The sequence below is a fragment of the Sphingomonas sp. TREG-RG-20F-R18-01 genome (genome assembly GCF_022662475.1).
Taxonomy (GTDB): Bacteria; Pseudomonadota; Alphaproteobacteria; order Sphingomonadales; family Sphingomonadaceae; genus Sphingomonas.
Genome location: NZ_JAKNQQ010000014.1, coordinates 1 through 23841, shown reverse-complemented (window position 1 = coordinate 23841; position 23841 = coordinate 1). Strand labels below are relative to the sequence as shown.

16 protein-coding genes are annotated in these 23841 nt (G+C 60.6%); 12 read left to right on the top strand and 4 right to left on the bottom strand.

The window, feature by feature from the left end:
* Position 1 precedes the first annotated feature (1 nt).
* The 8 genes from L8K25_RS20190 to L8K25_RS20155 all read left to right on the top strand — a co-directional run bounded on the left by L8K25_RS20190 (position 2) and on the right by L8K25_RS20155 (position 8502).
* A complete protein-coding gene (locus L8K25_RS20190; RefSeq protein ID WP_242140796.1) occupies positions 2-727 on the top strand; it encodes a type IV secretion system protein in 726 nt (241 codons plus the stop codon).
* 2 nt (positions 728-729) lie between these two features.
* Positions 730-1002, top strand: coding sequence for a hypothetical protein (locus tag L8K25_RS20185; RefSeq protein ID WP_037533493.1), 273 nt, complete (start codon positions 730-732; stop codon positions 1000-1002).
* Positions 1003-1047: 45 nt separating this feature from the next.
* Positions 1048-2112, top strand: coding sequence for a type IV secretion system protein (locus L8K25_RS20180; RefSeq protein ID WP_242140795.1), 1065 nt, complete (start codon positions 1048-1050; stop codon positions 2110-2112).
* A gap of 435 nt (positions 2113-2547) precedes the next feature.
* A complete protein-coding gene (locus tag L8K25_RS20175) occupies positions 2548-3225 on the top strand; it encodes a type IV secretion system protein (protein ID WP_183937160.1) in 678 nt (225 codons plus the stop codon).
* A 1-nt stretch (position 3226) separates the two neighbouring features.
* Complete coding sequence (locus L8K25_RS20170; RefSeq protein WP_242140794.1) at positions 3227-4234, top strand: TrbG/VirB9 family P-type conjugative transfer protein; 1008 nt, start codon at positions 3227-3229, stop codon at positions 4232-4234.
* A gap of 1 nt (position 4235) precedes the next feature.
* Positions 4236-5546, top strand: a complete 1311-nt coding sequence (virB10, locus tag L8K25_RS20165) for a type IV secretion system protein VirB10 (RefSeq protein ID WP_242140793.1) — start codon at positions 4236-4238, stop codon at positions 5544-5546.
* A gap of 4 nt (positions 5547-5550) precedes the next feature.
* Positions 5551-6573, top strand: coding sequence for a P-type DNA transfer ATPase VirB11 (gene virB11, locus L8K25_RS20160; protein WP_242140792.1), 1023 nt, complete (start codon positions 5551-5553; stop codon positions 6571-6573).
* A gap of 12 nt (positions 6574-6585) precedes the next feature.
* A complete protein-coding gene (locus L8K25_RS20155) occupies positions 6586-8502 on the top strand; it encodes a type IV secretory system conjugative DNA transfer family protein (protein WP_242140790.1) in 1917 nt (638 codons plus the stop codon).
* A 405-nt stretch (positions 8503-8907) separates the two neighbouring features.
* Here the strand turns inward: L8K25_RS20155 and L8K25_RS20150 are convergent, their stop codons facing one another.
* The gene (locus tag L8K25_RS20150) at positions 8908-13536 is read right to left on the bottom strand and encodes a hypothetical protein (protein ID WP_242140789.1); all 4629 of its coding nucleotides are present in this window, start codon (positions 13534-13536) and stop codon (positions 8908-8910) included.
* A gap of 25 nt (positions 13537-13561) precedes the next feature.
* On the bottom strand, positions 13562-14794 hold the full coding sequence (locus L8K25_RS20145; RefSeq protein WP_242140788.1) for a hypothetical protein: 1233 nt from the start codon (positions 14792-14794) through the stop codon (positions 13562-13564).
* Between the two features lie 401 nt (positions 14795-15195).
* On the opposite strand from L8K25_RS20145, the gene L8K25_RS20140 reads away from it, so the two are divergent.
* The 3 genes from L8K25_RS20140 to L8K25_RS20130 all read left to right on the top strand — a co-directional run bounded on the left by L8K25_RS20140 (position 15196) and on the right by L8K25_RS20130 (position 18808).
* Positions 15196-16278: a helix-turn-helix domain-containing protein gene (locus L8K25_RS20140; RefSeq protein WP_242140786.1), complete on the top strand. Its 1083-nt coding sequence runs from the start codon at positions 15196-15198 to the stop codon at positions 16276-16278.
* A 45-nt stretch (positions 16279-16323) separates the two neighbouring features.
* Positions 16324-17805 carry a S41 family peptidase gene (locus L8K25_RS20135; protein ID WP_242140785.1) on the top strand — a complete coding sequence of 494 codons (1482 nt, stop codon included), beginning with the start codon at positions 16324-16326 and terminating at the stop codon, positions 17803-17805.
* Positions 17806-18175: 370 nt separating this feature from the next.
* Positions 18176-18808 carry a tyrosine-type recombinase/integrase gene (locus L8K25_RS20130; protein ID WP_242140784.1) on the top strand — a complete coding sequence of 211 codons (633 nt, stop codon included), beginning with the start codon at positions 18176-18178 and terminating at the stop codon, positions 18806-18808.
* 284 nt (positions 18809-19092) lie between these two features.
* Here L8K25_RS20130 and L8K25_RS20125 read toward each other — a convergent pair whose 3' ends face one another.
* A complete protein-coding gene (locus tag L8K25_RS20125; RefSeq protein ID WP_242140783.1) occupies positions 19093-19383 on the bottom strand; it encodes a PilZ domain-containing protein in 291 nt (96 codons plus the stop codon).
* A 240-nt stretch (positions 19384-19623) separates the two neighbouring features.
* Between L8K25_RS20125 and L8K25_RS20120 the strand changes: the two genes are divergently transcribed.
* Positions 19624-20979: a hypothetical protein gene (locus L8K25_RS20120; RefSeq protein WP_242140782.1), complete on the top strand. Its 1356-nt coding sequence runs from the start codon at positions 19624-19626 to the stop codon at positions 20977-20979.
* Between the two features lie 1834 nt (positions 20980-22813).
* On the opposite strand, the gene L8K25_RS20115 is transcribed toward L8K25_RS20120, so the two are convergent.
* A complete protein-coding gene (locus L8K25_RS20115; RefSeq protein ID WP_242140781.1) occupies positions 22814-23446 on the bottom strand; it encodes a PEPxxWA-CTERM sorting domain-containing protein in 633 nt (210 codons plus the stop codon).
* Between the last annotated feature and the right edge of the window lie 395 nt (positions 23447-23841).

The window sequence follows — 23841 nt, the reverse complement described above, 5'->3', positions numbered from 1 at the left end:
CATGTCGCTCAAGCGCATCATCATGGTTGCAGCCGCGCCGGTCGCGATCGTCGCGTTTACGTCGCCGGCCGCTGCACAGGGCATCCCTGTGTTCGACACCTCTACCTATGTGCAAGCGCTCGCCCAGGTCCAGAACACGATCAAAATGATCCAGCAGGGCGAGCAGCAGATCCAGACGGCGACGACAACGCTCAGCTCGCTTCAGAAGCTGACCAACGTCAACGCGCTCGCCCCGCAATTGCTCAACGCGCAGGTGCGCAACATCCTGCCCAACACGACGATCGACGCCTTGACGTTGCTCAGTGGCGACCTGTCGAAGATTGGTTCGCTCGGTTCGCTCGCATCGAGCATCCAGTCTCGTTACGCGCTGCCGGCAACGTCGTCCTCCGACGCAGACCTAGCCTACAACCAGGCGCTCAAGGATGCGATCAGCTCATCGGCCGCCACGGCCGCGCTGGGCGAGAATACGCTCAGCATCGCCCAGACCCGGATGCAAGGCCTCGACCAGCTCCGCGAGCAACTGTCGTATGCCAAAGATCCCAAGGACGTGATGGACCTCCAAGCCCGGATCTCGGTCGAACAGGCACAGCTTCAAAACGATATGCTCAAGATGCAGGCGATCCAGATGGCGCAGGCCGGTCAGGCGAACATGCAGATCAGCGCAGCGCAAGTGGCGGCCGGTCGCGATGAAGCAGCCTTCTTCAGTGCCAACACGATCAGGAAGTAATCATGCGCAAGATACTATCCCTCTGCTCGTTGCTCGTCGTCTGCGGATGCCAACAGAACGTCGTAGTACCTACCGCCAAGGAGCTGATCGCCAGTCCGCAACTCCTCTCGCAGTGGCAGGCGAAGTGCGATGCGGGGGAGTACAGCCATCTCCCGGCGGATCAGAAGGCCAAGATGTGCGCGACAACCGGAGACGCGACCATCTCGGTCGCCCAGACCAAGGCCGGCAACGAAGAGGCGGACTTCTTCAAACAGAACACGATCCGCAAGAAGTAGATTTAATCGCTGCGCTTTGATCGCCGAAGATCGGAATCTCATCCAATGGCTGCCGGCCCACCCAACATCATGACGCTGTTCACGACGATGTATTCGTATGTGGAGACCGCCATAGCGACCTCGGTTGCGAGCTTCGGGGCGGGGCTCGTCAGTTTCGTTGCAGCGCCTTTGGCCCTGGCGGCGATCATCTACTTCCTGCTGCTCGGCTTTGCCGTGCTACGAGGGGCTATCCAGGCTCCACTTCGCGAGCTGGTATTCCAAGCCGGCAAGGTCGGGTTCGCCCTCGCGGCTGCCAGTGCGGTTGGCTATTCGGCGTTCGTGGTGAACGTGGTCACCAACTTGCCAAGCGAGATCATCGCGGCTGGATCGGGCACGCCCGTCACCAACCCGGGCACCACCTTCGATACCTATGTCGCCGATACTGGCAAGCTTTCGGAGAAGTTGGTCAACGCGAACCTGAAAGTTCAATCGCAAGAGCAGAAGGGCATCACAGACTTTCGCACACCCGTGATCCAGCTCAGCGCCACCCTGATCACCTATCTGTGCGTCGCCGTCCTCTACATCTTCGCGTTTATGTCGGCGTCGATCGGCTTTTGCATCGTCATTTTTGCCAAGCTGTCGGTTGCGATCTGCGTCGCGCTCGCACCGCTTGCGCTGGCGTGTCTGCTTTTCAACTCCTCCCGCTGGCTGTTCGACGGGTGGCTGAAGCAGACCGTCAATTTCATACTGCTGATGGTCGTCATGGCGATCATGACGAAGTTCATCACCGGCCTCCAGGAAGCCGCGATGGACGGCATCATGGGATCGATCCCCGAAGACGGCTCGTCCTTCGTCATGGCGCACAACGGATACATCGTTCTGAAAGCCGCCGTGATGCTGGTCGCGACGATCGCCTGCGCGGCGATCTACATCGTCGGCACGATCTTCTTCTTTCAATCGCCGGCCATCGCTGCGGGCATCTCGGGGGGTGCGTCCTCTGGCGGCCATGGCTTCCTGCAGACCGGGGCGAACATGTTGACCAACCGGCTCATGTTCCGGCGCGCGACGCAGGCGAACCGTCCCCCCGCAGTAGGAAGCGGCACGGGCGGCTCGGCCTCTCGGTCCAATTAGGCCGGCTGCCAGTCCAGAACCATGAAACACAGAACCGCCGGGCGCGGGACCTTACGAACGGAGACCGTATGAAAAGGCTGACCATCGTGGCGATCGGCACGCTTGTTCTTGGCGGCTGCACCGGGACTCATATCAGACCTGTCTCGGTGTGCGACGGCAAACACCGGCGTCCCGCCAACCTCTACGGGTCGATCCTGCCGAGCTTGCCGGTGCCACTGCCGGCGTCACAGCAGGGCGCAGGGCAGTCGATGGTGGCGCCGCCATCACGCGAGCCAGCACCGGCGCATCTTCCCGCACCGCCCCCTACGCCCGGTGCCGGAGGTCCGCCTGCCGCCCCCATCGGACCTGGGGCCATGAATATCCCGCGATCGGCGCCACGCACGTCCGCGCAGGACGTCGCGCCGACCTACTCCTCCTGCTGAAGGGATCGACGCCATGGGCGCGGTGAAGGCCGAAGATAAAGAGAAATACTACGAGACATCGAGGACGTGGGAATATGACCGTATGCGTGCGGCGATCCAGTCCAAGCGGCTCGCCTGGGGCGTTGCGGCGGCTGCGTGCACGCTCGCTGTGGCGTCGGTTGCGGCAGTTGCGATGCTCAGCCCGCTGAAGACTGTCGAGCCCTATGTCATCAGGGTCGACAAGAGCTCGGGCGAGACGCAGGTCGTGACCGCGCTCAAGGGGCCGCAGCCGCGCACCTATGAGGATGCGGTCAACCGCTACTTCATCTCGCAATATGTGCGGTTGCGCGAAGGCTGGCTAAACGATGCTGCGCGCGAGAACGCCTATACGGTCATGCTCACCAGCGATTCCGCCGAAAGCGCTCGTTACCTGAACAGCGTTCAGGCCAACAACAAGAACGCGCCTTCCAACATTTACGGCGACAAGGGCTTCGTCTCGATCTCGATCCGAACGATCAGTTTCCTCAGTCCTACCGTGGCGCAGGTCCGCTTCACGAAGATCATCACCTTCGGGCAGAACACGCCGATCGCGCAAAATTGGAACGCGATACTGACCTTCAGATACACGACGGCGCCGGAGCATGAGAAGGATCGGAATCTCAATCCGCTCGGCTTCCAGGTCGTGAATTATCGTTCTGACCCGGAGGCGTGACATGAGCGATCAGCCAAATACGTCGGACAATGGCGACCGTCTCGCCGTCCCCTTCATGCCTGCGCTCCGCAAAAGGCTGGATCTGCGCCTGTCACCGCCGACGACGGAGTTGGTGCTGACGGAGGATGGCGCCAAGAACCGCTTCTGGCGCGGTGTCGGGGCGGTGTGGCACCGCCTCGTCGCGTTCTCGGTTCTGGGTGCCGCGGCAGTCACGCTCGCGCCACACGCCGCGTTCGCGTCGGAGACCCCTGTTCCTGGGGCCAAGGACGTCCGCGTTCGCAACGTCAACTACGATCCGGATCAGGTGGTAACGATCGTCGGCAGTTTCCGGCACGCGATCGAGATCCAGTTCGGGCCCGGCGAAACGGTCACGCAGGCCGCCTTGGGCGATACCGTCTCCTGGCAGATCGCGCCCGTAGGCAATATCGTCTTTCTCAAACCCCGCGAGAGGGCTGGAGGCACCAACCTGATCGTCGTCACCAACGCGGGCGGCGTGCCGCGCACCTATCATTTCAACCTCGCACTAGGGACGGGCGCCACGATGTACGGCGTACGGTTCCGCTATCCGCGCGAGGAACGGGCGATGGCGGCGTTGCAGGTGCAGATTGCCCAGGCCCAGGCCGCCAAGGCGATCGAGACGACCATCACCACCGCCGCGCTCGACCATGCCGTGATCGAGGGCACCCGGAATATGAATTATACCGTGCAGGGCGACGTCGCGCTGCAACCCACTGAGGTCTCCGACAACGGCGAGTTCACCGTGCTGCGCTATCCAGGCCACGCCGACATTCCCTCGATCTTCGCGGTCGACGTCGACGGGACCGAGACGATCGTCCCTTACGATGTTCGCGAGGATTTCGTCGTGATCCATGCGGTCTACCGGCAGCTGCGCCTCCGGCGCGGGGCGACGGTGCTGTGCATCTACAACGAGGCGCCGCTGCGCAACGATCGCGGCGATCGAACGGGCACCGTCTCCAATGTCGTCGAACGCAAAGTGAAGGGGCAGTAACATGGTCGGGACCGTCATTGACCGCGGGGGCGATGTCGCTGCCGACACCGTTGCTCCAGGCGAGGTCGATAGCCCGGTCGCGCGTAGCGGTGGGTGGGGCAACCTCGCCTTCATCGGTGCGGGGATCGGCCTGCTCGGCGCCATAGGCGGCATCGTGATAGGCTATGTTGCGTTTCACCAATCGGCCAGTACCGCGGCTGCCGCGCAGCCTGCGAAGGCCAGTGACCGTGCCGTGGACGACGTGATGGGATCGCCGAACGCGCAGCGAGCGGCGCTCGCGGGTCAACTCGGCCAGCCCGGCGCGGCGCAGACCGATATCTTCGGGCGGCCGATCGCCGCAGCGGCGGGGACGCAGGTCGCCGATGCCAACGGCAATCCGGTGCCGACAACGAGCGGGACAGCCTCCGCCACGGCGAACGGACAGCAATCTCCCGAGCAGCGACGGGCCGACCAGGCGCGTGCCATGGCCGATGCGGCGCGGCGATCGCCGATCATGGCCTTTGGCAACACCGGAATGGCCTCGGCCGCTCCTCCCGCCTCCGCGCCTGGTGCGGACGCACAACAGCGAACGGGGCTTGACGATCAGCCGCGCGGCGCTGGACAATCCACCGTCGCGCGGCGGGGCCTTGGTGCCAGTGGCTTCGGAGCGCCGGGCGAAGACAGTCCGGCCGAGGCGGGCAAGGGCACGACCGACTTCAGCGATCAGCTCGGCCATGCCGCGATCCAGACGGTCCGGGCAACGATGGTCGCGGACCGCAACCTTCTGCTGAGTGCGGGCACGGTCATCCCCTGCACGCTCCAAACGGCGATCAACTCGACGCAGGCCGGGTTCGTGTCCTGCGTCATCAACCACGATGTCTATTCCGAGAACGGTCGCATCGTCCTACTCGACAAGGGGACCAAGGTGCTGGGGCAATATTCCGGCGGCATCACGCAGGGGCAAGCGCGCCTGTTCGTCTTGTGGACGCGCGCCCTGACGCCGCGCGGCGTCGCGATCGACCTCGGGTCGCCGGCAGCGGATAGCCTTGGCCGGGCCGGGTTGCCAGGCGGCGTCGATACCCAGTTCTGGGCACGTTTCGGCGTTGGGCTCGTCATCTCGGTTCTGGAAGATGCCTCGCAGATCGCCGGTCGGGCGCTTGCCAACGAGGGGAGCAACACCACGCAGGTCCCCGGCCAAACCGGGCAGACGGTCCTTCAGCAAACCATGAACATCAAGCCGATCTTGAAGAAGAATCAGGGCGACTCCGCGGCGATCTTCGTCGCCAAGGACTTCGATTTCCGCTCGGTCTATGACGTGGGATTGAGGCGCTAAAGCCGTGGCATCCAGTCCGACGTCGCTGATCTACGAGCATAATGCCGAGCCGATCCGACGGCACCTTCTGCGCGACGATGTGACCGAGCTGGTCATCAACGAGCCGGGGATGATCGGCCTCGAAACGCGAAACGGCTGGGAGTGGCACGAGGAGCCCGCACTGGACAATGCGGCCCTCATGACGCTGGCGAAGCTGATCGCGGGGCTGACCAAGCAGGACATCAACTCCGAATATCCGATCTGCTCCTCGGTCCTGCCGGGCGGCGAGCGCGCACAGGTCGTCGTTCCCCCGGCGGTCGAGCAAGGCTTCATCTCGATCACGATCCGCAAAGCGTCGGGCGTGACGATGAACATCGACGATTTCGAGCGGGCCGGCTTGTTCAGCGAGGTCCGCGCGCACGGCCTGTACGAGGAGGTCGACCCCGATCTGCTGCGACTGCGCGAGGCGGGCGACTGGCGCGCCTTCTTCAAGCTGGCGGTCGAAGCCCGCAAGAACATCCTCATTTCCGGCGCGACGGGCTCCGGCAAGACGAGCTTCTCTAAGGGTCTCATCAAGCTGATCCCGGACTATGAGCGGATCCTGACGATCGAGGACACGCGCGAGCTCGTCGTACCCCAGCGCAACCACGTCCACATGATGTACGCCAAGGATGGGAAGAGCCTCCAGAAGGCGGGCGCCAAGGAGTTGCTGGAATCGGCGCTACGGATGCGGCCCGATCGCATCCTTCTGCAGGAACTGCGGGACGGCACCGCCTTCTTCTACCTGCGCAACGTCAATAGCGGTCATCCCGGTTCGATCACCACGGTCCACGCCAATACGGCCGAGGGCGCGCTCGAGCAGCTGACGCTGCTGGTGAAGGAATCGGAAGGCGGCAACGATCTCGACCGCCACGACATCCGGGCGCTGCTGCGCTCGCTGGTCGATATCGTCGTGCAGATGCACCGCCTGCCACCCGGCGAGGGCCAGCCGGCGCGCTATCGCATGACCGAAGTATGGTTCGATCCGGCGAACAAGCCGACCGACTGAAGGGGTGCCGGCATGAACGGAAAATGGGTGCGAAGCGACGAAGGGTCGCAGCGGGGCGCGATCGCGTTCCTCGGCATCATCGGCATGTTCGTCAGCGCCGCGATCGGCGCCCTCGCCGTCCTGTGGCGTGCCCACCTCCTCAATGCCCATACCCCGTGGCGCAAGGTGCCGGCCGCGCTGTGGGCGCTGAAGGGCTATCCGATCGTCTATCAGCCGTTCCTGATCGGCTTCGGGATCGGCATCGTCCTGACGGTCGTCATCATCTTCTCGACGCTGTTCACGCGGCAAAAGCTCCATGGTGAGGCACGCTTCGCGCGGGTCGGCGAAGTCCGCAACGGCAAGATGCTCGCCTCGGCCGGCATCGTGCTGGGCAAGTTCGGCGGCAAGGTGATGCGCTTCGGCGGGCCCGAGCATGTGATGCTCGAAGCCCCGACGCGCGCCGGCAAGGGGGTGGGCGTCATCATCCCGAACCTGCTCGACTGGCTCGATTCTCTAGTGGTGCTCGACATCAAGCAGGAGAATTACGACAACACGGCGGGGTATCGGCTGAAGGTGCTTGGGCAGCAGGTGCTGCTCTTCAACCCGCTCGATCCCACCGGCCGCACCGTGCGGTGGAACCCGCTGAGCTACATCAACCGGTATGATCCGGTGGAGGTCATCAACGAGCTTCAGAAGATCGCGGCGATGCTCTATCCCGATCCGCTCACGGGCGAGAAGTTCTGGGCCGAGGGCGCGCGAACCGCGTTCCTCGGCATCACCGCCTATATCGCGGCGACCGTCGACGATGGGGACGACGCCCTCCCCTTTACGCTCGGCGAGGTGTACCGCCAGTTCGCGGCCAGCGACGCCCAGCGGCGTTTCCCGAAGATCATCGCCGATCGTAAGAAGGCCGGAAAGCCCCTGTCGGAAGGGTGCGTCTCGGCGATCAAGGATTATACCGGCTCGTCGGCGAACACGTTCTCCGGATTGCGCCAGTCGGTTACGTCCAAGATCAACGGCTGGCTGAACCCGTATGTCGATGCGGCGACCTCAGAGAGCGATTTCGACCTGAGCGATTTTCGGGACAAGCGGATCTCGCTCTATCTCGGCGTGTCGCCGGATGACCTGGAGCGGGTTGCGCCGATCTACGGCCTGCTCTTCCAGCAACTCATCGATCGCAACGTCCGCGAGCTGCCGAAGGGCGACAAGCATCAGATCAAGGTGCTGCTCGCCCTGGACGAGTTCGCGAGCCTCGGCAAATGCACCGTGCTCGCGAACGCCTTCAGCTATGTCGCCGGCTACGGGTTGCGGATGCTGCCGGCGTTCCAGTCGCTCGAACAGATTCAAGGCGTCTATGGGGACAAGGTGGCGGCCGACATCGAGCGAAACTGCGCGGTCCGGCTTGTTCTTCGTCCAGCCGGTTTGGCCGAAGCGAAGAAGATCTCGGACCAGCTCGGCAGCTACACGTTCAAGGCGCGGTCGCGCTCGATGGGAACGTGGGGCGGCGGCGGCGGCTCCACCTCGGACTCCGATCAGCGCCGGCCGCTGATGCTCCCTCAGGAAGTCGAGTTGCTGCCGGAGAACGATCTGATCGTTTTCCGGCGTGGCATGTACGCGACCTATGGAAAGAAGGTCCGTTACTATGCCGAGAAGAAGCTTTCGGCGCGAACCAAGATACCGGCCCCGGAGATGCCCCAGATCCGCGTCGACCCCGCCGTCGCTGCTAACAGCCTTCGGGTGATCGAGGCCACGCAGGCTCCCGCCGACGACGCCTCGTCGATGCGAGGCGCCGCGACACACTCAGAACCTGCTGCGACCAACGGCGCTCGTGCAACGGGTCGGCCTGGATTGAATCAGGCCGCGATCAGCGCGGCTTTGGCCGTTCCGCCAAACGAGCGTGTCGCCAAGCTCTTCGAAGGCGTCCTCATGGTGCGAGGCAAAGCTGCGTAATTATTGAGAATGCCTTTTCGGCGATCTTCTAGCGGGAATCGTTTTTGGGAACGAGCGATTTGTCCCCAATGGCGTCAAATGGGACTTAGCCGCCATTCCCGGCACCCTCGACAAATGGCAGCACCCGCCAGAAGCCGACACTGAGAAGCTTAAGCGTACTAAGTGAGCAGCGCAGCAGCGCACGCCAGTGCCAGAGTCGCTGACACACGTTCCACCGCCTGGACTCGTTCGATCGGCGACTAAACTGGTAGCTTGCGTCCCCACAGTCCCATGGAGACGTTGTCCGCCACACCACAAGTTCACGCCTGCTGTTACGATCTCAAGCGAAACGACGCCACGTAGAAAGATCGCGAGATATGCTGAGCTGTGAGACAGCAACGTAGGGTGCGAGTGAGCGATGCCAATTCAGAAACTCACTTCCCGGTCGACGGTGACATCACTGGTTCCGAGCAACTCTGTTGCGGATTCAACGAACAGGTTCTGCTCGAAATCATACACGGATTTGCCGTTTACAAGGATCGAATAGCTTGGGAAGCCATCGTGGCTTCCTTCGATGTGCACACGACGCGTCCGCGCGTCCAAGACAAGTTGAAGCCTGTAATCGATGTCGGGCATAAAGCGCACGCCGCTGGCGGTCTGGCCCAGGAAGGAAAGGCTAAAGGTTTCACCGGACGCATCATACAGGTCGGACTTAAAGTTGTTGCGGACCGAATCCAGTGACAAGCCGAGAATGTTGGTCTTTCCATGAGCAATCGGCAGTTTGGTCAGCGTGCGTTTTTCACAGTCGAGAAGTACGACCTGCCGAGACTTCTCACCGACCTCGAACGCCCCACCAATGTCGCGAATCGCGGTGACGATCTCAATCTTGAGTGTCGGAAGCTTCTCAGCATTCACTTGGCTTTTACGATCCGTAGCCTGGGACCGTTTGCCGAAGGGCCACAGTGAACTTCGGCCCTTGCCTTCTTTGGCAGGACGGGTTGGCGCGCCAATTTCGACACTGGCACTCCCATGTCTTACTGAAATAGGCGATCCCTCGTCGCGACCACGAGCGATAGCCTCGCGGACCTCGGGCACGTTTGGCAATGACGGTTCGTTTCCTGCCAGACGCTTGATCCGATGGCTATGCACTTCGCCGGTAAGATCTTGCGCCTGTTGATTGGTAATCCGCCCGGCGGCCGCATCCGCGGCGATGCTTTGCCGGATGCTGGCGCTGTCATTCGCGTCACCGCTAATATCGCCCGGCGTGTATTTCTGGCCGGTATAGGCGGAGAAGACCATCTTTGCGGCCTCGAATGCCAGCTTGCCCTGCTCTTCCGAGAGCTTGCCGGCTTCCATGCCGAAGCGTTCGGTCGTAATGAACGATTGGTCGAGCGCATCGCGGGAGTTCTGTTGTGTGCCTGCCAAGCCAGTCGCGTCTCGGAAACCCCCATTTAGGACGCCGGTAATCGCGGCGGCGATGCCCGCCGGATCAGGCGCCTGGGGAATGCCACTGGCAACCTGATTGATGACGGTTGCTGTCGGCAGCGGTTGGGATTGTGCGACCGGTGTATCCTTGGCGCGCGACGCTAGCGACACCGGATCGATAGCGGTGGGTTCGTCGGGAAGCGGGTGCTTCCAATATTCCCAGTTGCGAGTGTTGTCGATCTTCTCGCAGCCGTTGCAACTTCCCATCACTGATTCAGCAAACACGCCGCGCGTGGGGACCGAAATCCGGGTTGACTGGCGCGGAATTAATGGGCGGTAGCGAGCGAGCAGCCAATTCTCACCCAGCTCATGCTGATCGGTATTATCGCTTGCCCCATCATCAAAATAGTCGAGACGAATTCCGGGCGCGACCGGCATTACGATACAATTGCCAACGATGGCAGAGAGGCGATTTTCGACGACTGACGCAACGCTGCGTCCGCCCGCGTTCGGTGCGATAAATCCGTCGAGAAGCGCAAACCGGCGATCTGGATCCATCGTCCACCAAATCGCCTTATGATAATATTCCACATTGCCGTTAAGGTGCGCAAGCAGCCGTTCGGCGGTAAGCTTATCCTCCTGATTTCGATCGGCCAGTTCGTGCGCCCTTAGCGGTAGGGGGAACTCGACCTCTTTGTTCGTCCGTAGACTGTCCTTGTCGCTCGCGCCTTCGGCAAGCGCGCTGCTCAGGTTCTTTGTGACAAACGATACATCCGCATATTCCACAGAGACAGTGTCGAACTCGGGAATCGCCAGAGACGTCTTGATCTTAATCGCTGTCAGGCTGCGGCGAGTGATATGGCGGGCGGCGAGGCTTGTGCGTTCGGAGAAGATGATCTCGTGATGCTCGCCGGCACCGTAGCTCGATACGAGACTCGGCACCATATCGAGATCGATCTCGCCTCCGCTGACGACGCCAACAACGCGAAGGCTGGCGGCGAATTTCTTGGCCACGACCGGCGCGATATTCTTCTCGAAAAACTTGGGCTGATCGCCCGCGGCTACCGCCTTGAGGCTTTCAAACAAGGCGGGCAGCGGCGATGCGGGCGCGACGGTCATGCCAAGGAACGCATCCCACATCGTCGCGGCCGCGATTGCTGTTGGCGGAAGTGGAAAGTCGAGGACTAGGCCAAAAGAGATCGACAGTCCGGTCAGTTCGTCGTCGGCATAGATTTCCTGCTGGCCCTCTAGCAGCCGCTGCTGTCTTGCGCAGGCATCCATCGCACCGTCGAAGGCGGATGGCAGATATCGCTCGATAGGTTCGCGCCAGCGCAGAGCCTTCTCGGTTGTGAAGGCGCTGATCGGAAGCGGTATGTAGAGACATTCCCGGACATCACTCAGTTCGTGATCAACCCTGAAATGCCTCAGCACCTCGAAATATTGCACCGTGATTGCGTGGCACGCGTTCCGGTTGGCCACCGTTTCGGTGACAACTTTGGCCGACTCTGATTGATTTACCTGCTGAACCATCGTCACGCGCTGGGCGCGAAGGGCATTTGCAGACTGGACGGTCTGGTCGCGCAACTGGTTCATATAATTGGCGGCAAGCGCACGCGTTGAGTCTTGATTTGAGCTGGACCAAGCACTCGAGGATCCGCCAGACGCTCCGCCAAAGCCGAGAAAGCCGAGCGAGATGCCACCTCCGCCGCTTTGCGAACTCTGCCCGGAATCCGATCGCCCGGAGATCGACTCTTTCAGCGCGCTGTTAGTGATTTCAGAGATATCACGCTCGCGGCCGACAAGATTGTTGAGTTGTTCCTCATAGGTTTGGCTGGAATCCATCGAGAGCCTATCACTGCGATCCCAATCGATAACGGCGATATTTTTCTTTTGAAGGGGGGCTAGAGGGAGGGAATAGCGTAGATCGCCGAGGGAAAATCCATCAGCCCGCCAGACCTGGCTGATGGTGAGGATCCGCCCGTGTGAGATCGTGATCGCTTGTGCAACGAGCGGATTCTCATCCCACTCGATTTGGTCCTCTCTGGAAACCGCAGTTCGAAAATTTCGATTGAGCGGGCTGTCGCTCGGCCGGAGGAGCGGGTCGTTTGGCGCAGGAAGATGCTCAGGAGTTGTATCCGAGATTGCCAGCCGTGCACGCACCACCATCGGATCTGTCGTACGCACGACGATGTCGGCCTTGAACTCCTCAAGCGTGCGGTTTGGATCGTCGAAGGTCAGGCCTTGACACCCGCAATCATCGTTCGCGTCATCAAGCCACGCAATGGGCTTTCCCCGTTCAGGTAGGACAAGAGGTCGCTCGATCTGAAGGAGGACCGGCGTTTGAAAAAATGATCCTGGACGCTTGGCGTCTTGGCTTTTTATAAGCTTCAGCGCGATTGGAACGGCAACGCCGCTTATTTGGATCAGGGCGTATTCGGCCGTTAGGGGTGCATCGCTGGCGTAGCTGAACTCGAAGTAGCCGGACGGATCCGTCTGTGTCACCGCGAGAGCCTGTGGCACTTCGAGGATGGGCAGGTCGTCGATGACGTCCCCACAACTACTGCGGAACTCAAGCTCGTCAGGCGCGCAGCACTCGTCAACAAAGCGGGCGACTTCCGGTTTAACGTAGATCGCGACGGTCCGGGTTCCTACTAGTTGGCCGTCGGACAACCAGAACCGACCGCTCACGGTAGTCGATTTTTTCGATTTCGCGGCGGGTGTAGCGAGTGCTGCCCGAAGCTCAGGCGTGAGAACTACCTGGACTTCCAGGTCGGTTCGCCCAGTGTTGAAAAGCCAAGCTGCGAGCGTCACGCTGTCGACACTGTGGGTCAGCAACTGACTGCCGTCGGGGCCGAAGACGTCGAGCCGCGCCCACTTGCCATACTGCACGGCGTTGTCGGGAAATCGGCAAACACCTTCGATGTCGAACCCGTAGGAGGTCTTGTCGTCGTCAGTGGTGGTTAACCATCCCAGTAGTTGGGTGAGATGGAAGGGTTCTTGCGGCGCGCCAGGACTAGGTTGTGCTGGTGTAGGCGTGCCGGTGTTGTCGCCCGACGCTTTTTGATCAGCCTGAGGAGCGGCGGGTGCCTGATATTTCGCCTTCAGCTTGGCGAGGAAGGATTTCCAGCTGGCCTGCGAGAGTTCCTTGATCTGAAGCGGTTGATATTTGCCCGATCCCATCTTCTGAAGTAGCGGGGCAATGTCATCCCAATTGGCGTCGCCTTGCTTGTCGAGGTTGAGATCCTTGACGGCGGCTGCCTCGGGAGCGCTAGGGTTCTGCGATAGGAAAGCCTCGAGCGTCTTGATCAGCAACGCGCTATTTCCTACTGGGCCGCCTACTGTTGTTGCAACGGTGAGCAGCTTGTCGAACAGGGACTTTAATTGCGCCTCGATCTTCCCAATGAGATTGACGCCGGAGCGCTCCTCAAAGCTCAGCACGACCGTGAATGGGAGTGTTTGCGCTGACGGCGGCACGTCATTCTTGCCAGCAACGGGACTAAGAACGACGCCCCGGTATGATTGGGTCAAGAGATTGAAGATCAGATCAAACTCAGCCTGGGCGGCGCTCGAGCCACCAGCTTCATCAGCCGCGAACTTGAATCTTCCCGTCAGGGTTTTGTGGAGGCTCATAACGCGCGTCCTTTGAATCAAGGCTTCAGTGTTGAGTGGGTGGCAAGAGGCGTTGATAGCTGAAGGTTATCGCAACGTGGCGCATCGGTGCCAAACATTCCGTCAGTTCGCGCAGGTTCTCCGCTGCTTGAGCGTAGCCTACAGAGGGACGTCGGTTCGGTTTTGGGACATCGATCCGGGCGCACGCCGGATATATAGTATCTGCCTTTGCCAAGTGGCAGGGCATTCTTCTATCGTCGTTGAAGCGTGCATCAAGATCCTGGAGGGGGCGCGCGAGAGGTTGCGACAGATAGTACTTTCCAAAGCAGAATTTCCAGAAATCGGAGTCGTGAGGCGTTGGTCCGCTAGTTGTGACATTCGATACCGCCGAGGGCTGACCCAGGAAGCTGATGTCAGAACGTTGCTCGGTCTTTATCTTGTCTATTAGGCGAGCAACTTCAGTTGCGCGACGACTTCCAAGTATTTCGTTCTTTTGCTTGCCGCCAATGGGATCGGTATGCGCGCTTATTGACTTGATGACTATGCCGCCAAAACCAGAGAATAGGTTTCTCAACTGATTGATTGCGTTTGCTTCATGAAATGAACTCCTCCAACCTTCCTCTCCCGCTTTCGGTCGATCATAGTCAAATATCATGTCAGTCGAAAGTTCAACGGTCTCAAAGCGCGCACTAGGCGGCGGCGGGATGACGGTGATGTCGGTAATCGGTCCCCCGCCACTGCACTTACATTGGTCCGACGCAGCCGCCGCTCGCCACGCGACGAGCGACAGGATCAACAAGATGAGGGCGAGGGCTGCGGGGAGTAGCACAACGCGACGTCCAAGTTTTCGAAGCGCCTCTTCGTGAAATGGCAATTCGTCATCGACAGCATCGCGTTGTGTGACCTGCCCAGATCGATCGACAAGCTCGGATTGAAGTGCCCGAAGTTCATGCCATTTAGCCGCTAGAATAAGCGACGCCTGCAACGGCCATGAAGAGTACTGCCATTCAGAGGGCGGCTCTTCCCCATCGGGAAAGCGGGCTCGTCTGAGACGTTTGCCGATCCATTTTGGCGACAGCTTCGACAGGCGCTCTAAGCGCGCGCAGCGTCCCAGAGCCCGGACGCATGCCGGAGTCATAAATAATAATTGAGGATCGTCAAGTTCCGACCCGTCTCCCGGCGAACGTCGCAAAGCGCCAACAAGGGCCGCTATAGCATAAATCGCGAAGGGAACCGCTAGGCCGAGAAATAGCAGCCATAGCCCGCACAGACTGGACATCCCATCCCCCCCCCCCCCCGGGGCTCCGGTTGACATCAGTGGAAATCGCCCGACACGGCTGGGCATAGCGTAATCTACGGCTCTTCAGTTCGAGCGTCAAGATAAGTAAAAATCGACTGATATTTGACTTAAAGGTGCAGGCTCATTGGCGGTCGAGGGAAATCAGACGGCTCGATCGGCTTCGGGATTACGTCCGCTTATGGCGATAGCGGCCATCGACGCAGTTCGGCTGGACGACCGACTGTGGTCGACCGCTGCCGTAAGGACTTCGCACTAAGCCGTCGATCAAGCCAGGCTGCCCCAACGCCAGCTTCGGCCGGATGCTGTCATCCTTGGTGAAGCCCATCCCCCATTGACGTTGCCACTGTGGCGAGGCTGATAGTCATGTGAGCATCAGTCCCATGTCCCTCATCCTCGGTCTGTTCGAAGTGCAGATGCTCGTGCTGGCTACCGCCATCATCATCTGGCGTCACGGGGCCGCGCAACGCTCTCTCGGCGCGTTGCTGATCGTCCTGTGCGGTATGCTGACGCCGTTCACCATCGGCTATGCCGGCTTCTACGATCGCTGGCCGTGGCTTTCCTTCGCGCCGTTCGCCGTACCCTTGGCAATGGGGCCATTGCTATATGTTCATCTGAACGCCCTGATCTTCGATCGGCCGATACAACGCTGGCACGCTGCGTTGCCCGTGGGTCAGTTCGCCTATCAGGCTGTGGCCTTTTGCCTCCCGCTCGGTTTGAGAGGTACGTTCGACCGGGAGATACAACGTCCCTGGCTCGACCCGATCCTGGCAGTGCTGCTGGTCGCGTCGATGACTGGTTATGCCGTTGCCGCATTGCGTGCCCTGCGCCAGCATCGCGGTTGGCTGATGGCGCGCCGATCGGATCTCGCTGCGGCCAAGCGGGTGCAGGCGGTGTTGATCGCCTTTGCCGTGATCGCGGCCGTGCGAACTGCATATCTGGTCGCCGATACCCTGATCGCACCGCTCTCCTACTTCGACATGTTCGGCTTCTATGTTTTGCTGGCTATCGTCGGGAATTATCTCGCGATCGAGGGGTGGCGGCAGGCAGACGCCCGACCGCAGCCTATCGTGGAGCCGATCGAGCGCGACTGGCGTCCGATCGCGGCCGAATGGATCCGCCGGATCGAGGATCAGGGATGGTGGCGCGATCCCGACCTCGACCTTGCCGGGTTGGCTCGCCGGCTTGGGACAAACACAGCCTATCTGTCGCGCGGCCTCAACGAAGGCCTCGGGCTGGGATTCGCCGAGGCGATCAATGGCCTGCGCGTCGAGCAGGTCGCCGCACGGCTTCTGGACGGTTCCGACGGCGATATCCTGACGCTCGCGATCGATGCCGGCTTCGGATCGAAGGCGACCTTCAACCGCGTCTTCAAGGACCGGTTCGGCGTCACGCCCTCGGCCTATCGCCGCGTCTCAAAGGGCAAAAACGACGTGGGACACCCGGATTCGCAGCGCATGGCCTGAACATGATCGGCATCGGTGTGGGGCATACCCACCCGGAGCAACAGCATGACATATCTCGATCGCCGCCACGTCCTGATGGGAGCGTCGGGACTGTTCGCCACCGCCCTCTTGCCGGCACCCGCCAAGGCAACCGACGAGCTGCTGGCACCTGCGGCGATGCAGGCGGACATAGCCATCCTGTTCGATGCTTACGCCAGCCTGCATCCTGGCCTCTACCGCTACCTGACTCCGTTGGAATTCCAGCGGGGACGTCAACGTCTGGATCGGTTCGCGGGCACGCCCCGCACCTTGGGAGACTTCTATCTGGCACTCACGGCTTTTACCGCCAGCATCCGGTGCGGCCACAGCTATCCCAATCCCGCCAACCAGACGCCCGCCGTCGCATCGGCGCTGTTCGGCAAGCCCGATCGACTGCCCTTCGCCTTCGTATGGCTAGACCGGCGCATGATCGTCACCGCCGATCTCGGCAGCGGGCACCATCTGCCGGCTGGAAGCGAAGTCGTCGCGATCGACGGCATCGGCGCGCGCGACATCCTGACCAAGATGCTTCCCTATGCCCGCACGGATGGAAGTAACGATGCGCGCAAGGTAGCCGACCTCGGCATACCGGGCGATGCCGATCAGCCGGCGTTCGACGTGCTGCGGGCATTGCTGTTCCCATCGTCACGCCCCTCTGCGCGTGTCGTGGTCCGAGCCGATGGCAGAACCGTCATGATTACTTGCCCGTTGATGACCGCAGCGGCGCGGGACGCGGCGTTGCGGCGTCCGTTTACGGACTCTCCCTATGGCTGGACATTCGACGTGCGTGGCCATGTCTGCGTCCTCACCATGCCGACCTGGGCGGTGTTTCACGATAAATGGGATTGGCGGGGCTTCATCGACGCCAGCGTGGACACCGCGGTCGACCGCAATCTCTCGGGCATCGTCATCGACGTTCGCGACAACGGCGGAGGGCTCGATTGCGGGTCGGCGATCATCTCCCGCCTAATCGAAGCGCCGCTGTCTGCCGACAGCTATTCCCGCCATGTGCGCTATCGCAAGATACCTGATCGATTGGCCCCGCACCTCAAGACTTGGGATCGTAGTTTCAAGGATTGGGGAGAGTCGGTGATCGGCCCCGACGCGGCCGGTTTCTACACCCTGACCCGCCCCGGCGACGCTTCCGATACCGACACCATCCAGCCCACCGGTCAACGGTTTCAAGGCAAGGTCGCCGTGCTGGTCGGGCCGAAGAACGCTTCAGCCACCTTCGGCTTCGCGAGCCTCATGCGGCGGCATCGGTTGGGGACGCTCATCGGCGAGCAGACCGGCGGCAACCGTCGCGGCATCAACGGCGGCGCCTTCTTCTTCGTCGGATTGCCGGGATCAAGCGTCGAGGTGGATCTGCCGCTGATCGCCTATTGGCCCGACACGCCGCAGCCGGACGCGGGGATCATGCCGGATCTCATCGTGCCGGCCCTAACAGCCGATCTAAAAGCCGGGCGGGACACCGCGTTGGCGCGGGCGCTCCTCATAGCGTCAAACTAATCCATCGACCTTCTCAACTGAAAGGGCCGATGGGAAGCCTTGGGGGCGGATCAGCCTTTCCAGGCGCTTCGTCGAGGCGCTTTCCCAAAATGTGTTCCCGAATGTGCTTTCCCGAAATTACCAGTTGGACATGGAGAAACCGGACTGCTGCGAGTGCCTCAAGTGACCGGTTACAGCAGGCTTTCGCGATCTGCGGGACGACCGACATTGGCAGCTTCACGACGCTCGGTCGGCGGCTCCTGTCAGAACAGGACGTTTGCGCCGTCACGGGGGAACGGCGAGATCTGGTCGGCAGGTGCCTCGGGGCATTCCTGCTTATCAGGCGCCAAAGCGTTCTTCGGACGGCCATTCTGGCCATCGGAGAATGATCATGGAGATGCCTGAAACCGAACCCACCGCGACAAAACGCCCAGTCTGGAATGCCGGACGGACCGTCGGCGCGAAGCGCGCGCTGAAACCGAAGCAAATATGGGAGATCCGATTTTACCTCAATCAGCGCCGCCGCTTGCGAGATCGGGCGCTGTTCGACCTGGCGATCGACAGCAAACTCCGGGGCTGCGACCTGGTGCAGATGAAGATCCGCGACCTTGTCAGCGGCGGACAGATCCGAACGCGTGCAATCGTGATGCAACAGAAAACCGGTCGGCCGGTTCAGTTCGAGTTGCTTCCGGACGCTCGGACCAGCCTGTTGGCGTGGCTTGAACGGCGGGGCGGCGCAGTGGACGACTATGTCTTTCCCAGCCGGATTGATCATAGCGGGCACCTCAGCACCCGCCAGTATGCACGGCTTGTCGATGAATGGGTGACTGGCGTCGGTCTGATGCGAAGCGAGTATGGCACGCACTCGCTTCGCCGAACGAAGGCTTCGATCATATACAGGGCGACAGGCAACCTCCGTGCCGTCCAGATCCTTCTCGGCCATAGCAAGATCGAGAACACGGTGCGCTATCTCGGCATCGACGTGGAAGACGCACTTGCCCTTGCCGAGAACACCGAAATCTGACCCGACGGCTCCTCGCCTCCGGCGAGGGGCCTCTTCACCGTGTTTTGGGACATTTTAGTCATTCAGGTCCGGCTCACCGAACGACGGCTTCGCTCAGAAGCGGTCATCCCGGCCGGGCGCATGCCACCTCTGCCAGTGTTGCAGAGTTTGGCGGATGCAATCCCGAAAGTTGCATGAAAGCGTCAGCAAAGAGGAACATTTTAAGGGGGTAGCTATCCCCGAGGTCATTACCTTCATGAGCATCGCAGTCTCGACTATGTCAGATCAACCTTTCTTCCGGATCGTCATCCCACCACTTGGGCCAAACTGTTCTCGCTTAGCGGAATAACGAATTGTAGACCAAAGCGATTGGCCGAAACCCAAGGAACACGAGCTTCTCCCAAGGGAAAGTCGCATTCGATCATCACTCGATCTCCCTCGCGCGGCGGCTGCTCCGCGTGAGCTTTGGCGCCGGACTTGGAAATGTTGAGAAGATGAATTGAAGACGACGTACCTTTGCGAGCGAAGAAGCCAGGTTTGAAGATTTTATAGAGACGCGCTGCGCGCAAGTCGTTTCGCCCGGTCAAGATGCGCATCCGGCCCTCTATGGGTGTCCGGAACGCAAACGGATCCTGCTCTGAGCCCACGCGAGCTCGGCCATCAGCCGCCATTGGGCCCACCGTTGTCCTTACCGTTGCCGTTGTTGCCTTTGCCATTGCCATTGATTGCGTCTTGCGCGGCTTTAGCAGCAGCATCGGTCGATTTCTGGGCGTCCTTCGCGGCCGCAGCCGCTGCTTTGGCCGCGTCGTTGGCTGCCTTTGCAGCTCCTTCGCTGCTTGCTCTTGTTGTTTTGCGACGTCGGCAGCGGCTTTTGCCGCAGCCTTCTGCGCAGTCTTCGCCGCGCCATCAGCTTGCTTGGCGGACTTGTCGGAATCCGCCTGCACTGCCGCAGCAGCAGCATTCGCGGCGTCGGCGGCGGCCTTGGCCGCGTCTTTCGCAGCTTTGTCAGATGCTGCCTGTGCTGCGAAGTCACCAGGCGCCTTGGCTGCATCGGCTCGATCCGCGCTCTGTATGATGCGTCCGACCGGACCAGCCTTACCGAAAAGCTCGCGGCCGGACCTGCGGCGGCTCCGGTCGGCGCGCCGACCGGCGGCTGGGTGAACCAGACCAGCATCGCCTGCAGCTGGAAGGGAAGCGGTGCCTTGACGCACAGCGGGAGCGTCAATCAGGTCAAGGGCGACCACACCTTGACGTTCGATATGCCATCATGGGGCGGCGCGGTGAAAAATACGTGGTTCAGCCTTTACGGGGTGAACGCGGCCGATCCGTTCCGCGAGTTCGAATGCCACGACGCGAAAAACGCCTCGGGTAACGAGTTTTCGAAAGAGGTGATCGCCAGCTCGAGCAAGTACGCCGTCCTGCGCTTCATGGACTGGAACGAGACGAACAGTAGCCCGGCGCGCACGGCAGCCAACCGGCCCGATCCGCGGACGCTCGACAATCCGGGTCAGGCGCTGGAGAACCAGATGCGGTTGGCCAAGCTGGCCGATGCTGATCCGTGGTTCAACCACTCGTGGAACGACGATGCGACCTATATGCAGTGGGCCGCGAAACAGGCGCACGACACGCTGCCGGCTGGGCACAAGATCTACGTCGAGCTCAGCAACGAGGTCTGGAATTTCCAGTTCTGGCAAGCGCAGGACAATCTCGCGCAGGCGACCACGCTGAAGATCAACCCGAACAACGGCTACGGCGCGTGGCAGAACTATTCGCGTCGAGCCATCGACATGTTCAAGATCTGGGAAGCCGCATTCGCCGATCGCCCGAAGGACCTGGTGCGTGTGCTCGGCACTCAGTCCGCCTACCCCGAGGTCACGCGGCAGGAGATGAGCTACCCGGGGATTGCGGATCACGTCGACGCGATCGCCGGCGCGCCGTATTTCAGCCATGACCGGCAGGGGCCGTACAGCGACGCCCTGTTGCAGGCCAGCGTGACCGATGCGGTAGCCACGCTCAAGACGACCTGCGACATCGCCCGCGCGAGCGCTCCAAATATCCGCTGCATCACCTACGAGGGAGGCCAACACGAGCTGCCGACAGCGCTGCTTCCACAAAATCAGTTCGAAACGCTTGAGCGGAGCCAATTCATGGGCGACATGTATGCGCAGTACCTGAAGGCTATCTCGGCTTAGGCCGACCTGGTCATGCTGTTCAACGACGTCGATCCGATCAGCAAGTACGGCGCGTGGGGGCGCAGGAATACGGCGGTCAGGTTGACGCGCCTAAGCAGCTGGCTATCGAACAGTTCATGAAGCCGTAAAGGGGTCATTGCCACGGAATCGACCAGGCGGTCCATCGCAATTGTGCCAAGTCTCGGACTTCGCCAGCTGCACTAGAATCAGTTGAACGACGCGTAGACGTTCTGCACTCGGCAGATGGGACTGTATGGCATAGCTTCTCCACCTGCGGGAGGCGGGCCGCAGCAGTGGAATCATACTGCGACCCTGGCCGATCCTACCTATTGGGGGGACGAGACCGGTTGCCCCACAAGCTAGGCCAATTGATAATCGAGTCAACGAGTTACGTTGAATTTTTAAGCGAACGGGAGCGGGCTGCAGTTTAGTTTGTACCGTAACTGCAGCCCTAGCCGCGCCATACCTTCCGAGAAGTGCGCGGTTCCAGGTCGTGTAGGCGTATGCCTGACCAGCACAACGAAGGTTTTTGAAACAATACGGGAACTGTGCCGGATTGGGTCGGTCTGGGTAGTTCCGACGCTTTCATAGTGGATTAGGTTAACCAACTGCAGTAGCCGCCAACGCTACAACCGTAAGAATGAAAAACCCCGCCGATCCGCTGCGAAGTATGACCGAGGATTTCGGCTCGACCAGCTGCTTCGACATACGCCTTGCCGCTATGCTCGCTAGCCCCAGGACAACGGTCAGCAGAAAAGCGGCGCAGAGGACCAGTACGATCATTTAAGCTACTCCAACTCAAATACGATGAGTTTTGGCCACGTTTCTGGCGTAGCTTCGACGTAAGCCGGGCCGGGCATGCGCAGTCGGACTTTGGAAGCCTACCTGCACACGGTCAACCCTTTACGAGCAGTGTGTGAAAACCTGCCGGCAGGCCGCATACCCTTTTACCCGCCTAAGTAGCTCTTTGTTATTTCACAATTTGCCGTATGATCTAACAGATGGAACTCATGCCGGTCATCATTGGTAGCGGGCTGCTGATTACCACCGGTCGCGCCATTGCGTCCGGCGCGCTATGTGCAGATGGAACAGGCATTACGCGCAGAGGCGAGCCTGTCGCCTATTGGTTATGCGTCACCTGCGCTACAGCGATCACGGTGGTTCTGTTCCATATCGGGCTACCAGGCTTGAGTGAGATATATCTATAGCGGCGCTCTGTTAGTATATTCAGGACGTAATCGTGCGTTAACGGCTTACGTCGCTTTGCGCTCCTTGCCGAAGCCGTTTATAAATAAAATCTACGAGAATCGAACGTATACGTGAGGCGAGGTCACGCGGCAGGAGATGACCTACCCGGGGATTGCGGATCAGAAACTCTCGGATCGCAGGCCTAGGGAGGATTTATGCGGAGTGTTTCGGAGACGGGCCGCAGCGTGACGAAGCGTAATATTGCGATGATGGCAGCCCTGTTCGGGTTGATCGCGTATTTCGGCTTTACAAGCAGCTTTGGGCACGATGTTCGGGACTTTGCCCGCGGCGCCCACGATGGCTTCGTTTACGGCCACGAATAGTGGCTTGCGGTCGGCAAGTGTTTTGACCGATGGAAGCCGCCAGATCGCAAACTACCATCTATCGCCGTTCCGGCATCGATCCAGCGCGTACATCATTCTGAAAGCCGACCGGCAGCTATAGGGCGAGAAAACGGGCAGTTCGGAACGCTTAAAAGCGGACATTTCGAGAGCGGATCACTGGTGCGTCAATCACGACACAAAAGGAAGAGCCGCCGACCTCCATTGAGATCGACGGCTTCCTGTAAGTCTAGCTGACAGTGAGATTAGGCATATGCGATCCGCGTCGCAACCCTACCCTTGCGGCTGGCTCGCACGCCAGCGCCAATAAGGCCAAAACCCATCAGCATCATCGCCCAGGTGGCCGGCTCAGGTACAGCGCCAGGGCTTACCGCGCTGATGCGGAAATTACCGACGTAATCGTTGCCGTCGCCGCCTGGAACAGCGACATTAGGCTGCACCGCGTCACCAAGGAAACGACGATAGGAGAATTCGATAAGCGAGTACGTCGTATTGCCGTCAACGAACGAGGTACCTCCGTCAAACGTGTTCGTGGCCGGGGTATAAACGCCAGTCAGTGTCTGGCCGCCGTCAAACTTCAGCGTCAGGTTATACAACGGATCCGAGTCGATGTTCGTGCCAGGAGTGTAGCCTTCACCTGCAAGCAGGACACGCGTGACACCCGTATTTGCCACGTTGAAGTTGATCGACTCGTCGTTAGGATTCAGGAAGTTACCCAGGCCAGGACTTTGCAGGAATACCGTGTAGTTACCGGTATGACGTGTGGTCCAGATCGTTCCCGAAGGTCCCGTCACATCGGCGCTGATCAGCGTCGCGGCTTCTGCCGAGGTTGCTGCAACGAACGCCGCACCGGCTGCAAGAAGATAGGCAAGTTTCATATATGTTGTCCTCAATCCTAAGCGCCCCCGCCCCAGGATTTCAGGAGCATGTTTCGTGCCAAGTTTGGAGATATGCAGTTAGTTACGAACGTGGAATTACCAATATGTAAGCCATACTGACAGTGGCGAGATCGGGGCGGGCGGCTTCCTCGTTGTAGCCATCCGGCGGGGGCCGCCTTGCTGATTGTGAGCTGGAGCTAGAGGACGTCCTTACAGTCGCACGTAAGGACGTCGGTTTCGATCATGGCGCAGGTAACGATACTGGCGGGACCGGAGCGTCGCCGTCGCTGGAGTGATGAGCAGCGCGAGCAGATTGTCGCAGAGGCGTTCCAGTCGGGCGCGCGGGTCTGCGACGTGGCGCGGCGCCATGACGTTGCCCGCAGCCAGATCTACGG